The organism is uncultured Merdimmobilis sp. (genome assembly GCF_902471145.1).
Classification (GTDB): Bacteria; Bacillota; Clostridia; order Oscillospirales; family Ruminococcaceae; genus Merdimmobilis; species Merdimmobilis hominis.
In genome coordinates this window covers 36,078-49,177 of sequence record NZ_CABRJC010000007.1, presented here as the reverse complement: position 1 = coordinate 49,177, position 13,100 = coordinate 36,078, and the positions used below count along the sequence as shown (strand labels likewise).

Annotated in this window: 11 protein-coding genes and 1 riboswitch; of the genes, 6 read left to right on the top strand and 5 right to left on the bottom strand. The window is 56.8% G+C overall.

Annotated elements, in window-relative coordinates; all coding sequences use genetic code 11:
• Positions 1–45: 45 nt before the first annotated feature.
• Positions 46–235: riboswitch (cobalamin riboswitch) on the top strand.
• 207 nt (positions 236–442) lie between these two features.
• Genes RDQ42_RS05165 through RDQ42_RS05145 form a run of 5 tightly spaced genes read left to right on the top strand, consistent with a single transcriptional unit; the run spans position 443 to position 5,496 of the window.
• Positions 443–2,089, top strand: a complete 1,647-nt coding sequence (locus RDQ42_RS05165) for an ABC transporter substrate-binding protein (RefSeq protein ID WP_231358058.1) — start codon at positions 443–445, stop codon at positions 2,087–2,089.
• Between the two features lie 53 nt (positions 2,090–2,142).
• A complete protein-coding gene (locus tag RDQ42_RS05160) occupies positions 2,143–3,138 on the top strand; it encodes an ABC transporter permease (protein WP_054331489.1) in 996 nt (331 codons plus the stop codon).
• Complete coding sequence (locus RDQ42_RS05155; RefSeq protein WP_071427897.1) at positions 3,128–3,937, top strand: ABC transporter permease; 810 nt, start codon at positions 3,128–3,130, stop codon at positions 3,935–3,937. The genes RDQ42_RS05160 and RDQ42_RS05155 overlap by 11 nt, the downstream gene beginning before the upstream one ends.
• A 1-nt stretch (position 3,938) precedes the next feature.
• Positions 3,939–4,862: an ABC transporter ATP-binding protein gene (locus RDQ42_RS05150; protein WP_231358057.1), complete on the top strand. Its 924-nt coding sequence runs from the start codon at positions 3,939–3,941 to the stop codon at positions 4,860–4,862.
• A complete protein-coding gene (locus tag RDQ42_RS05145; RefSeq protein WP_231358056.1) occupies positions 4,852–5,496 on the top strand; it encodes an ABC transporter ATP-binding protein in 645 nt (214 codons plus the stop codon). Before RDQ42_RS05150 ends, RDQ42_RS05145 begins: the two co-directional genes overlap by 11 nt.
• 127 nt (positions 5,497–5,623) lie before the next feature.
• On the opposite strand, the gene RDQ42_RS05140 is transcribed toward RDQ42_RS05145, so the two are convergent.
• Complete coding sequence (locus RDQ42_RS05140; RefSeq protein WP_071427895.1) at positions 5,624–6,487, bottom strand: radical SAM protein; 864 nt, start codon at positions 6,485–6,487, stop codon at positions 5,624–5,626.
• Between the two features lie 412 nt (positions 6,488–6,899).
• On the opposite strand from RDQ42_RS05140, the gene RDQ42_RS05135 reads away from it, so the two are divergent.
• Positions 6,900–9,140, top strand: coding sequence for an EAL domain-containing protein (locus tag RDQ42_RS05135; RefSeq protein WP_071427893.1), 2,241 nt, complete (start codon positions 6,900–6,902; stop codon positions 9,138–9,140).
• An 81-nt stretch (positions 9,141–9,221) separates the two neighbouring features.
• On the opposite strand, the gene RDQ42_RS05130 is transcribed toward RDQ42_RS05135, so the two are convergent.
• The 4 genes from RDQ42_RS05130 to RDQ42_RS05115 form a co-directional block, all read right to left on the bottom strand.
• Positions 9,222–10,298 carry a spermidine/putrescine ABC transporter substrate-binding protein gene (locus tag RDQ42_RS05130; RefSeq protein ID WP_054331485.1) on the bottom strand — a complete coding sequence of 359 codons (1,077 nt, stop codon included), beginning with the start codon at positions 10,296–10,298 and terminating at the stop codon, positions 9,222–9,224.
• A 70-nt stretch (positions 10,299–10,368) separates the two neighbouring features.
• Entirely contained in the window at positions 10,369–11,157 is a 789-nt protein-coding gene (locus RDQ42_RS05125; protein ID WP_054331484.1) for an ABC transporter permease, read from the bottom strand.
• The gene (locus tag RDQ42_RS05120) at positions 11,154–12,008 is read right to left on the bottom strand and encodes an ABC transporter permease (RefSeq protein ID WP_071427891.1); all 855 of its coding nucleotides are present in this window, start codon (positions 12,006–12,008) and stop codon (positions 11,154–11,156) included. The genes RDQ42_RS05125 and RDQ42_RS05120 overlap by 4 nt, the downstream gene beginning before the upstream one ends.
• Positions 11,995–13,089, bottom strand: a complete 1,095-nt coding sequence (locus tag RDQ42_RS05115) for an ABC transporter ATP-binding protein (RefSeq protein ID WP_054331482.1) — start codon at positions 13,087–13,089, stop codon at positions 11,995–11,997. The genes RDQ42_RS05120 and RDQ42_RS05115 overlap by 14 nt, the downstream gene beginning before the upstream one ends.
• Positions 13,090–13,100 lie beyond the last annotated feature (11 nt).

Here is a 13,100-nt window from a genome sequence, read left to right as displayed (position 1 = left end):
TCCCCTTGCCGCTTGTGTTTCCCTTCCCCGCTATGCTATACTGAACTCAAATTGAATCGGTGCATCGGCCGCCGGCAGCTTTGCCCGCGGCCAGGAAACGGGTTGGAATCCCGTGCGGTCCCGCCGCTGTGTTAGCTGAGTCCGCCGCAACATGCCACTGGGAGACTGGGAAGGCGCGGTTTATTGGATGCTGGAAGCTTAAGCCAGAATACAGGATGCATCGAAATTGCATGAGTTCTCTGCGAGCGACGGAGAAATTCTCAGGCGTGAGTGCATTTGCGGCAGGCCCCTCAAAAAAGAGGGGCTGTTTTTGGCGCACCTTTGTCCCTCTGCCCATGAGGTTTCAAACCCCCGACTTAAAGAGAGCCGGGGGTTTTTCAATTCTCCCCCGGCAGGAACGAAATCTGCCGGGATATCCGGCAAGAGAAAGGGAGAATCCAATATGATGCACCTGAAAAACATGCTGCTCTCCGCGGCGCTGGCGGCCCTTTTGGTCACGGCCGGCTGTTCTGCTGCCAGCACCGGTACCCCCTCTGGGGCTGGCGGCTCCTCGGAGCTCACCCTCCGGGTGGGGACCACCGCGTCGGCGGACGGCTTCAATGCCATGACCGAAAATGGCTCTTTTGGCAAGCTGAACTACACCGGCTTGTGCGCTGCCCCCTTTGTAACCACCGATGAAAACGGGGAAGTCCAGCCCTACATGATGACCTCTTGGGAGATCAGCGACGACAAAAACACCTTGACTGCCACCTTTGCCACCGACAAAGGGGTCACCTGGCACGATGGTGAGCCGGTGACCATGGACGATGTCCTCTTCACCTTTCGCTACCAAATCCAGAAGAAAAGCGGATACTGCACCGGCTTGACCGCTGTGGAAAAAATAGACGATACCACCGCCAAGTTGACCTTTGAGGACGGCAAGGCATTTAACGCCCTCAACAGCATGGCAAACTTTGTCAAACTTTCCCCCAAGCACGTCTGGGAGAAAGTGGATGGCGATTATAAAGAATACCAAGGGGAAGACGCCTCCATCGGCTGCGGCCCATTCCGCATGACCGGCTACGATCCCGAAGCCCAGGTGATCACCTACCAATCGGTGGGCGAATACTTTATGGGCACCCCCGCTTTTGACAAAGTTACTGTCAAGACCTACGACAGCCACGACGCCCTGGTGATGGCCCTGCGCACTGGGGAGATCGACGCCATGTATGATTACTCCAATTCCTTGAGCGCCACCATGGCCCCTTCGGTAACCGGAGTGGAAAACCTGAACCCCGGAATGAGTGACAACCCCGGCAACTACCAGCTGGTCTTTGGGTTTAACCAAAAACCGACCGACGACTTGGCATTTCGCAAAGCGGTGCGAAGCGCCTTGGATTACGAGCTTCTGCGCACCTCCATCGGCGGGGAAGACGGCCAAATCCCCGGCACCGGCATTGTCGCCCCACCCAACAAAGGCTTTGACCCCAGCCTTCCCAAGCTGTCCCAGGATCAGGAGGCAGCCAAGGCCATTCTGGAAGAAGGGGGCTACCTGGATAAGGACGGCGACGGTTTCCGGGAATTGCCCGATGGCAGTGAAATGAACGTCCTCATCACCCCTCAATACAACAAGACCCGCCAACCCTTATACCTGCGGATCGCAGAAATCCTCAAAGCCAACCTGGAGGAGGTAGGCATCCGCACCACCTTGGACGAGGAGAGCGTGCGCAACGCCGACCATGCCACCCAAGTGCGCAAAGAGGGCACTTACCAGCTGTACATCGGCTACACTTCCCCAGGCGTAGCTATGTACGACACCGCTTTTATGTACATCATCCAAAACGACAGCAACCCTTGGGGAACCTGTACCCTGCCCGCTTTTGTCGCAGCCTATGAAGCCAAGCAACAAGGCAGAAGCTATGAGGAATACAGCGCGGCCATGAAGGACCTTCAAGCCATTGCGGACCAGGAGGTCATCGGCCTGGCCTTGTGTTGGGACAAGGCCTATTTCCCCTACCGGACCGACCGGTTTGAGGGGTTCACCAACATCCCCGGCTGGGGGGTAATCAACAACAAAACTTGGTTCAGCGTCCGCCCCAAAAACGCCTAGCCTGCCCTTTAAAAGGGTTTCCTGGGCAACTTGATAGAAAGGAATGCTGACCTATGGCAAAACGCACCCTGCTGGGGCGGCTTGGGGAATCCGTCCTAATTGTGTTCTGCATTGTCACCCTCAACTTCTTCCTCATCCGGTTTATGCCAGGGGATCCGGTGCTCCACATCATCGGGGAGGAGGAGTACTACAACCTGGAGGTACACGCCCCCCAGGTCATCGAAGAAATCCGCGGGGAATACGGCCTCAACCAATCCCTCGGCCGGCAGTATCTCACCTACCTGGGCAAAACCGCCCGCCTGGATTTCGGCAACTCCTACCGGACCAAGGCCCCGGTGCTGGAGACGGTGCTTTTCCGGATGAAATGGACCCTATTCCTCGCCATTCCGGCCACCGTCATCGCCGCTTTCCTGGGCGGGGCGCTGGGCCTGTGGGCGGGCTGGAAGCCAGGAGGCAGATTTGACCTGGCGGCCACCCCCTGCTTCCTCCTCATCTCCACTGTGCCCACCAACTGTTTGGCCATCCTCTTTCTCATCTGCTTCGCTTTCCAGCTGGGGTGGTTCCCCATCTCCGGTATCACCTCCGGCGGGCTCACCGGCTTTGCCAAGGGGCTGGACATCCTTCACCACATGGCGCTTCCCCTTGCGGTGCTGGTCTTATATAAGACCTCTTCCAACTACATGCTCATGAAGAGCACTGTCTCCCTCATCCGGCAGGAGGATTATGTATCCACCGCCATCTCCAAGGGTCTCTCCCAAGGGAAAGTCCTCTCCCGCCATGTGCTGAAAAACGCCCTCTGCCCTTATCTCACCTCTATTTGCATGCAGTTCGGGGGAATGTTGGCGGGTTCCATGATGACCGAGATCGTCTTTTCCTGGAAGGGGATGGGCACCTTGATTTACGACGCAGTAAACGCCAAGGATTTCCCCATGCTGCAAACCTGTTTTCTCCTGATCTCCATCTGCGTAGTGGCCTTTAATCTGATTGCGGATCTCCTCTGCCTGGCAGTGGATCCCCGCGTGCGGGAGGGGATGAACCATGTTGGGTAAACAGCCGATTGCGTTTAAGGTGGGACTTTTTATCCTGCTCATTATCCTGTTGGTGGGGGTATTTGCCCCCATTCTCGCCCCCTGCGATCCCTACCAGATGGGCACCCCTTATCTGCGCCCCTCGGCCCAGCACCTGTTGGGCACCAACGACCTGGGGCAGGATATCTTCAGCGAGCTCCTCTACGGGACCCGCATCTCCCTCATCATCGGACTGGTGTCCGCCTTGGCAGTCACTGTGGCCGGCGTTTGTATAGGGATGCTGTCCGGCTATTTGGGAGGCTGGTGGGATCGGGCGTTGATGGAGGTCACCGCTGTGGCCCAAGCCATTCCCTCCCTGCCGGTGACCATTGTGCTGGCGGCATTTTTGTCCCCCAGCTTGTGGAACATCATCATCGCCATCTGCATCACCGCCTGGAGCGGAACCGCCCGGATCATCCGCTCCAGGGTGTTGCAGCTCAAGGAGCTGCCCTTTGTCAAAATTGAACAGACCATGGGTGCTTCCCATGGGTACATCATGGCGCGGCACATACTGCCCAACCTGTTTGACATCGTCTTTGTCCGCGGGGTGCTGGCGGTGGGAAACGCCATGCTCACCGAAGCCAGCCTCAGCTTTTTGGGGCTGGGGGTCATCGGCCAAAAGAGCTGGGGCGGTATCCTCCACTACGCGTTTTTCCGCAGCGGGATCATCAACGGGTACTGGTGGTGGTATCTGCCCCCCATCCTCTGCATCTCGCTGTCGGTGCTGGGGTTTCTGCTGTTGAGCTACGGGGGGCAGCAACAACTGGGGAGGAGGAACTGATATGCTGGATATTGAACATTTATCCGTCCGCTTTGGCGGAGCTTCCGAGGCGGTGAGCGATATATCCCTCTCGGTGGGAGAAAAAGAAAAGGTCGTCCTAGTGGGGGAGACGGGCAGTGGAAAAAGCGTATTGCTACTTGCCATCCTCCAAATGCTTCCGGCGAGCGCGTCGGTCAGCGGGCGCGCCCTTTTGGATGGAACCGATCTTCTCACCCTCTCCCCCAAGGAAATGAACCGCGTCCGCGGCGAGCGCATCTCCTATGTGCCCCAGGGCAGCGGCAACGGGATGAATCCCCTGCTCCCGGTGGGGTACCAGGTAGGGGAACCGCTGATGATCCACCAAAACCTGTCCAAAAAGGAGGCTCTCGCCCGGGCTGTCGCAGCCCTGCGCCGTTTTGACTTCGGGCAGGAGGAAAAGTTGGCCCGCCAATACCCCCACACCCTCAGCGGCGGGATGCGCCAGCGGGCGATGATCGCCATGGGGGTTGCACAGGGGGCCCCTCTTCTCTTCGCTGACGAACCCACCAAGGGCTTGGATGGACACCGGATTGAACTGGTGGTGGACGCCTTCCGCCGGCTGGAAGACCAGGCTATCCTCTGCGTCACCCACGACCTGCGCTTCGCCCAAGAGGTTGCCCAGCAGATGGCGGTGCTGTACGCCTCCCAGCAGGTGGAGTGGTGCTCCAAGGAGGCATTTTTCCGGGAGCCCCTTCACCCCTATTCCCAGGCGATGCTGGCTGCCCTGCCGGAAAACGGCCTCCAGGCGGAAACGGGCTTTGCGCCGCCTCGGGAGGATTCCCAATTGGCGGGGGCCTGCCGGTATTACCGCCGATGTCCTTGGAAACGGAGCCGGTGCCGGGAAAATCCCCCTTTCTTCCCGGTGGGGGACGGCCGAAAAGTGAGGTGCTGGAACTATGGTTCTTGAGGCGGTGGGCCTGGCCAAGCGCTACCCTGGCTCAGCGAGAGACACAGTCTCCCAGATCAGCTTTTCCATCGGCTCGGGGGAGACCCTGGGGCTGTTGGGGGAGAGCGGCAGCGGAAAATCCACCGTCGGGCAGATGGTGGCCGGTATTCTGCGCCCTACAGCAGGGCGGCTATTTTTCCAAGGGGAAGAGCTTAGCTTCCCTTTTCGTGGGGAGGCCCGCAGGGGCATCCAAATCCTGTTCCAGCACCCGGAGGTCTCCTTCAATCCCCGGCTTCGCCTATGGGACAGCATAAAGGAGCCCTACCGGTTCCGGCGGATCCCCTGCCAAGAGGATGCCCTTGTGGAATTCCTCGCCCAATTTGGCATCTACCGGGAGCACTTGGGGCGCTATCCCAGGGAACTTTCCGGCGGGGAACTGCAGCGGCTGGCCCTCGCCCGGGTGATGCTGATGCAGCCGAAACTGGTGGTATTGGACGAGCCCACCAGCATGCTGGATGTGATCTCCCAAGCCCAGGTGGTCCATCTGTTGGAAGAAATTCAAAAACAAGAAGGGGTCAGCTATCTCTTTATCTCCCACGACCCAATCCTCTGCCGGAGGTTTTGCAGCCGCATCCTGGAATTGTGCGGGGAATAGCCTTCTTCACCCACGTCGCGCGCCAAGCGGGCCCCCAACCTCTTTTAGAGGTTGGGGGCCCGCTTTTATAGAACTATGGGTGTTTGGAAAAGTGCGCTGCTTTGCCGCCGATGGGAAAGGCCCAGGCTTACACCAAGGCGATCAGCGGTTCCTTGCCCTGCTGCTCCCCGATGGCCCCGTCCAGCTTTTTCAGCATTTTCTCCCGGTCGTGGGGCAGGGTCCCCCGCACCCGGAAGGGGATGATGTCGTGAAAGCCATCGTAGACGAGGGATGTATCCAGCAATTCCAGAAGAAGCCGCTCCTCCCTTAAATTTTCCAGCTCGTCTGCCGGGGTAAACCGGCCCTCCAATATATCTTGGTACAGCGGGGCCTCCCGGTGGATAAACATAGAGAAATTGATAATCCGCTCCGGACGGGTCCGGTTGTAAAAATCCGCCAAAGCTTGGGCGTTTTCCAGCCCTCTGCCCTTGCCCGCCACGCCGGTCATCATATGGGCATCGTAGATCATCCCCGCCCGGTGGATCCGGTCGATGGCCTCATAAGCTTGCTGTAGGGTATGGCCCTTGTTCATGCTGGCAAGGACGTCATCCAGGCCGGTCTCAATTCCCAAATACAGGTGCCTCACTCCCGCCCTGGCGAGGGCAAGAAGCTCATCCTCCCCCTTTCGGAGGACATTCTGAACCGTGGCGTCCATATTGACCGTCTCACAGGCGGGGAAATACCGGTGAATCCGCCCCAAAATCTCCAGAAGGCGTTCCGTATCCAGCTGGAAAGCATTGCCGTCCCCCAAAAACACCGTTTTGGGGTTGCCTCCCGCCTGGAAGACGCGCTGCAGCTCCGCCTCAATCTGGTCCAAGGGGAGTTCCCGGTAGGTCAGATGCTTGAAGAGCATGCAAAAACGGCACTGGTTGTAGGAACAGCCCACCGAAACCGGCAGCATATAGGAGGCCCGCTCCATGGGGCCCCGACAAATTTGTCCCTCATATTCCATAAAATAATCCCTCCTAGGACTTTGACAGAGCAAAATAGAATCCAGCGGGCCCGCAGCGATGGGACGCGCAGGCTCTAATTTTATTATATCGCCGAGATTGGGATTCTTCAATATATTGGCGCAAAAAACTGATGGGCCCAGCCGTGCGGCAAACACGATCGCCCCCATTCCTTCCCTTTGCCCCATCTGGAATGGCCCTTTGGGGAAGAAATCCCTATCGGGCGGAACGCCCTTCCTCCGCAAAGGGCTTCGCCCTGCAAGGAATTCTTACAGTTTGTGCAGATTTTATGGTACAATAGCCGCCATTAAGCGGCAATTATATGCATATGTTTATAGATTTTCAATTGTCGATCCCCTCTAAAATATGTTAAGATTGTATTATAATTCACGCAAGAAGCTGGGGTGAAAAACGATGAGCCGAAGCAAATCCTATCCGCTTTTACAAAAACCCACAAAAAATTGGGTGCTCAAAACCGGTGTGGTGTCCATTGTCTTCTTCTTGGTACTCGTCTTGATGGTTTGGAACACTTCCGCTTTGAGGAGAGCCCTGGTTCACAGCACTGAGGACTATGCCCGTGATATGTCCTATCAGCTGGCCAGTGATATCTCCTCCCGATTTAAATCCTACCAGCGGTCTCTTCATCTGTTGAGCAATTCTTTCTCTCAGAATTCGAAGATAGAAGACGTCCCCTCCTATCTGCAAGAACAAGCCGAAATTTTGGGGTTTGACGCCCTGGCATTGGTCTCCTCTGAAGGAGTGACCATCCCATCGGAATACGCCTACTGGGATTTTGAAAAGATACCCGGGGTGCAGTCTTCCTTTCAGGGGGAGCATTCGGTGACCTACGACGAGGATCAATGCCTGTTGTTTTCAGCACCTGTGGGGACTTACAACGCCCAGGATTGGGCCCTGGTAGGGCTTCACCATAAGGAGAATGTACAGGAAGTGATCCGGCCCAAAAATTTTGGCGGCCATGGACTGACCTGCATCATTGACAGCAGAAGCACAGTGGTGATCTCGCCCACCGATTCGAAACCCTTCCTCCAGCTGGACGGCATCTTCCAGTCCCAAACCGATTCCAAAACCAAAAGCGCCCTTGTTTCTATGAAAGAAAACCTGGAAAACCAGCGGGCTGGGACATTTCAGTTCACTGCAGTGGACAACAGACAGCTGATTCTCTCCTACCAAATGTTGGGGGTAAACGACTGGTTCCTGCTCTCTCTCATCCCAGCGGATATGATCTCCGGGGAGGCAAATACCTACATTTTTTATTCTTTTTTAATCGTGGGCGGCATTATTTGCGTCTCCTTTTTGTTTCTATATGGGATGGCCCAGATCTATCGGTCCAACCAGAGGCAGCTAGAACAAATTGCCTTCACCGACCCGCTGACTGGGGGCAGCAATTTGGCCTCCTTCCAGCTCCAGTACCAAGATCTCGCGTCCCAGATGGATCCCAATACCCACACCTTGGTGTACCTGAATGTCAAAGGTTTTAAGCTGATCAATGAAAACTTCGGGGTCCAAGAGGGCGACAATATTCTAAAGCACATCTACCACGCATTGATGTCCAACATCCGCCCTTATGAATTGGCGACACGGGCCAACACTGACCAGTTTTTCCTTTGTCTGCGGGAGCATACGCTGGAAGGGGTTCAGGCTCGGCTGGATGCAATGACTAAGGCCATCAACACCTTCTCTTTATACACCAATATCCACCATTATCTGACCCTGCAGGAGGGGGCCTGTCTGATTGACGACCCAGAGCTGAATATCGTCATCTTACAGGCCCGCGCCCGGGCTGCCTGCAACCATCAAACACAACCAGACATCTGTTCGTTTTATAACGGGGAGATTATGCAGCGGATGAATAGGGAACAGGAGCTTATTGCCCTCTTTGAAACCTCCCTGGAAAACCGGGATTTCCAGGTCTATCTCCAGCCCAAGGTCCGGCTCTGCGATGGGAAGCTCGGCGGTGCAGAGGCCCTGGTCCGCTGGTTCCACCCCGAGCGGGGGATGATTTACCCTTCCGAATTTATCCCTCTCTTTGAAAAAAGTGACCGCATCTGCCGGTTGGATCTCTATGTCTTTGAGGAGGTCTGCCGGCTGCTCCACGGCTGGATGGAGGATGGGAAACAGCTCCTCCCCATCTCGGTCAACCTATCCCGAGCCCATTTCCGAGTCCCCAACTTCCTACAGCCCTTCTCTTCGCTGAAAGAGAAGTATGGGATTCCTGACGGCATCCTGGAAATTGAGCTGACTGAGTCCATCATCTTTGATGACCAGCAGCGGGGATGGGTGAACAATTTCATCCGGGAAATGCACCAGCTTGGCTTTTTGTGTTCCTTGGACGACTTTGGGGTGGGGTACTCTTCCCTGGCGCTTCTCAAGGATTTGGACGTGGATACCATTAAACTGGACCGCCGTTTCTTTGAGGATTTGGACAGCGTCAAAGCGCAGAATGTCGTCGCCAGCTTTGTGGAACTTGCGGACAATCTGGCGATCCACACTGTGGCCGAAGGGATTGAATCCCAAGACCAAGTGGATTTTCTGCGTCGGATTCACTGCGATATGATTCAAGGATATGTGTTTTCCACGCCATTGCCCATCCCTGAATTTGAAGCATGGGCCTTACTTCATTCCCAAGAAGTTTAGCCCGGGCAATCCTATAAAACCTGCTGGAATAAAAAAGCGCCCCCATCCAGTTGCGGATGGGGGCGCTTTTGCCGGGTTGGGTTAACTCATTTTAAATTCGGTCCAGATCTGCTGGTACAGCTCATCGGCCTCGCCTACGTTCATCATGAACTCAGCGCCTTCAATCATCTCATCGGGGATGACCAGGGCCTGCTCTTTGATAAAGGGGGTGGCGGCGGAGTTGCAGTTGATGTACATAGTCTCTTCCGAGATGTGGGCGGAGCGCTCACCATCCAGGATGAAGTCGAGGAATTTATAGGCGTTCTCCTTGTGGGGGGCATCCGAGGGGACGAAGCAGCTGTCGATGCCGAAGCCCAGGCCCTCCTCTGGATAAACCACCTTCAGGTCGGGGTTCTCATTGAGGGCGGTGATGATCTGGGAGGTGAACATGTAGCCCACCGCAGTCTCCCCGGAAATCATCAGGTTGTAAGGGGTGCTGTAGTCCAAGGCCCGGATGTTGGGCTTCAAGGCCATCAGCTTCTCCTTGGCCTGGCCGAGGACAGCCTCGTCAGTCTCGTTGAGGCTGTATCCCATGGATTTTAAAGTGAGGCCGATGACGTTGCGGGCGTCGTCCATCACCACGATGGAGTCGGCCAGCTGGGGATTCCACAGGTCCTCAAAGCCCTTGATCTCAAAATCCACCAGTTCGGGGTTGTAGATGATCAGCGGGATGCCAGCGGCATAGGGGACGGTGTACTCGTTGGTGGGGTCGTAGTATTTGCTCTGGAACGCGGGGTTGATATTCTGGAAATTGGGGATCTGCTGGGTGTCCAGCTTGCCCACCAATTCCTTCTGGATGGCTGTCTCGATGATGTAATCGCTGGCGAGGATCAGGTCGTACTGCCCGCCTTTGGCAGCCTCCAGCTTCATGAGCATCTCTTCGTTGCTCTCAAAGGTGGAGTAGTTGACCTTGATGCCAGTGGTGCTGGTGAACTCCTCCACAATATCGGCGGGGAAATAATCCGCCCAGGTGTAGATGTTCAGCACCTGCTCCTCCCCGCCTTGGCCAGCACTGGAAGAGCTGCTGTTTCCGCCGCTGCTGTTGCAGCCTGCCAGCACCATGGCCGCAGCCATGGCCGCACACAGGAGACGAGCGAGCCGTTTTTTGCTGTTTTTCATACCGTTGCACACTCCTTTTTATGGGTTTTATCTGCAAACACACGCCTGTTGTGGCGGTGTGTTCGTGTTACTACCGTCCTTTTTTGGCCTTCCGGGCTGACTGGAACAGCCTAGCCCCGGCCACCAGGAGGAACACCGTTCCCAGCATTACGGTGCACAGGGCGTTGATCTCCGGAGTGACCCCCATTTTCAGCATGGAATAGACCTGCAAGGGCAGGGTGGCAGTCTCAGGGCCAGTAACAAAGAAGCTGATGACCACGTCGTCCATGCTCATGGCAAAAGCCAGAAGGGAGCCAGACAGGATAGAAGGGAAGATCAGTGGGGCGGTGATGTCAAAGAATACCCGCCTCCGGCTGGCCCCCAGGTCAAGAGCCGCCTCCCCCAAGGCAGGGTCTAGGCTTTGGAGGCTGGCCTTGACATTGATAAAGATATAAGGCACACAGAAGGTGGTGTGGGCTGCCACCAGGGTCAGCATCCCAAAGGGGACCTGGAGCAGGGAAAAGAAGGACAGGTACGCCATGCCCAGGATGATCTCCGGGATCATGATGGGCACGGTGGAGAGCCCCTCCAGCGCCCCCTTGCCGAAGAATGTCCGGCCGGCCATCCCCACGGCGCCCATGGTCCCCAAAATGGCGGCCAGGCCGCTAGACAGCACAGCCAGTTTCAAGCTGTTAAAAAAGGCGTTGATGATGGTTTGGTTGTGGAATAGCTTCTGGTACCAGCTAAAGGTGAACCCCGCCCAGTGGAATAGCTTGGTGTCATTGAAGGAGTAAGCTACCACCACGAAAATGGGCAGGTACATGAGCAGCAGCATCAGCACCACATAGGTTTCGGGCAGAAAGGTCCGTTTCTTTCTCATAGCAATCCCTCCAAATTCTGATCCCGGCTAAAGTGCTGGTACAGCCGGATCACCAAGAGGGTGACCGCCATCATGGCGATGGAAAGGGCCGCGCCCATGGGCCAGTTTTTGGCGCTGAGAAGCTCATTTTTGATCAGGTTGCCCAGCAGCATGGTCTTGGCCCCGCCCAGCAGGTCAGAGATGAAGAAGAGACCCACCGAGGGGATGAAAACCAGGACACAGCCGGCCATCACCCCGGGCATAGTCAACGGGAGGGTGACGGTGAAAAAGGCCTTAGCCCGCCCGGCACCTAGGTCCCGGGATGCCTCCACCAGCGACCAGTCCACCTTGCAGACCGAATTGTAAATCGCCAGCACCATAAAGGGCAGCAGGGCGTAGACCATCCCCACCAGCACCGCGCCAAAGGTGTACAGGAGCTTGAGGGGCTTGTCGATCACCCCGAACTGCATCAGCAGGCCGTTGATCACCCCTTGGCTGCGCAGGAGGATCATCCAGCCGTAGATCCGCACCAGGGAGTTGGTCCAGAAGGGGACCAGCATCAGCATCAGCACCAGGGAACGGTGCTTCTTGGGCAGTTTGGCGGTGAAATAGGCAAAGGGATAGCCGATTAGCAGGGCAAACACGGTGGTGAGGATCGCCACCCAGAAGCTCTGGGCGAAGACCTTGAGGTACACCGGGTTGAGGAGGTTTTTGTAGCTGTCTAAGGAGAACTCTGCCACCACCCCCCAGGTGGCCGCCTTTTTCATAAAGCTCAGGCCCAGCACATAGACAAGTGGAACCGCCACAAAAACAGTGGTCCACAAGGCCATGGGCAAGAGGGTGATGGGGGGCCGGTTTTTATTCCGCTTCATCGGGCCATCCCCTTTCCACGATGACGGCACAAGCGGGGTCCCAGCCGATGTGCACTTGGGTGCCGGCAGGCAGGCGCCCCTCTATGCCATCCCCCATGCCGCTGACCAGCAGTTCCTCCCCCGTGGGGAGGGTGAGCACCGTGCGCATCATGCCGCCGCTGTAGTGGTTGTTTTTCACCTGGCCCGAGAGGGTGAACCCTTGCCGGGGCTCCCTTCCGTAACGGACCCGCTCGGTCCGCAGGGAGAGGGTGACCTTCTCCCCCGGCTCCCCTTGCCCAGAGGCCAGAATGGTCCCGCCCCCAAAGGAGAGGGTCAGGTTCCCGGCGGCATCCCGGCCGGTGACCGTGGCCTTCAAGATGTTGCTCTGGCCGATAAACTGGGCGGCAAACCGGCTCTTTGGATGCTCATAAATCTCCTCAGGGGTGCCCAGCTGGAGGATTTTACCCTGGTTCATGATGCCGATCCGGTCGCTCATGTTGAGGGCTTCCTCCTGGTCGTGGGTGATGTACACAAAGGTGATGCCCAGCTTTTGCTGGAGGCGTTTGAGCTCCACCTGCATCTGCCGCCGGAGCTGGAGATCCAAGGCGCCAAGGGGCTCGTCCAGCAGAAGGACCGAAGGCTTGTTGACAATTGCCCGGGCGATAGCCACCCTCTGGCGCTGCCCGCCGGAGAGCTGGCTGGGCATCCTTTCCCCAAACCCGGGGAGCTGGACCAGCTCCAGCATCTCCTCCACCTGCTTTTTGATCTCCTCTTTGGGCACCTTGCGCAGCTTGAGGCCGTAGGCGATGTTGTTTTCCACATTCATATGGGGGAAGAGGGCATAACTCTGGAAGACGGTGTTGACCCCCCGCTTGTTGGGCTCCCAGTCGGTGACGTCGGTCCCGCCTAGGATGACCCGCCCCTCATCGGGGGATTCCAGCCCCGCAATGATCCGCAATGTGGTGGTCTTGCCGCAGCCGGAGGGCCCCAAAAGGGTCAAAAACTCCCCTTTGTAGATGGTGAGGTCGATGCCGCATAGCGCCTTCTGCCCGTCGAAGCTCTTGTGGATATTTTCTAAGGAAAGGATGACTTCCTGTTCCATCTTGCATTCCT

Bases quoted from the DNA above. Each gene is read 5' to 3' on its own strand.
- RDQ42_RS05165 (WP_231358058.1), top strand. From the start codon at position 443: ATGATGCACCTGAAAAACATGCTGCTCTCCGCGGCGCTGGCGGCCCTT.
- RDQ42_RS05160 (WP_054331489.1), top strand. From the start codon at position 2,143: ATGGCAAAACGCACCCTGCTGGGGCGGCTTGGGGAATCCGTCCTAATT.
- RDQ42_RS05155 (WP_071427897.1), top strand. From the start codon at position 3,128: ATGTTGGGTAAACAGCCGATTGCGTTTAAGGTGGGACTTTTTATCCTG.
- RDQ42_RS05150 (WP_231358057.1), top strand. From the start codon at position 3,939: ATGCTGGATATTGAACATTTATCCGTCCGCTTTGGCGGAGCTTCCGAG.
- RDQ42_RS05145 (WP_231358056.1), top strand. From the start codon at position 4,852: ATGGTTCTTGAGGCGGTGGGCCTGGCCAAGCGCTACCCTGGCTCAGCG.
- RDQ42_RS05140 (WP_071427895.1), bottom strand. From the start codon at position 6,487: ATGGAATATGAGGGACAAATTTGTCGGGGCCCCATGGAGCGGGCCTCC.
- RDQ42_RS05135 (WP_071427893.1), top strand. From the start codon at position 6,900: ATGAGCCGAAGCAAATCCTATCCGCTTTTACAAAAACCCACAAAAAAT.
- RDQ42_RS05130 (WP_054331485.1), bottom strand. From the start codon at position 10,298: ATGAAAAACAGCAAAAAACGGCTCGCTCGTCTCCTGTGTGCGGCCATG.
- RDQ42_RS05125 (WP_054331484.1), bottom strand. From the start codon at position 11,157: ATGAGAAAGAAACGGACCTTTCTGCCCGAAACCTATGTGGTGCTGATG.
- RDQ42_RS05120 (WP_071427891.1), bottom strand. From the start codon at position 12,008: ATGAAGCGGAATAAAAACCGGCCCCCCATCACCCTCTTGCCCATGGCC.
- RDQ42_RS05115 (WP_054331482.1), bottom strand. From the start codon at position 13,089: ATGGAACAGGAAGTCATCCTTTCCTTAGAAAATATCCACAAGAGCTTC.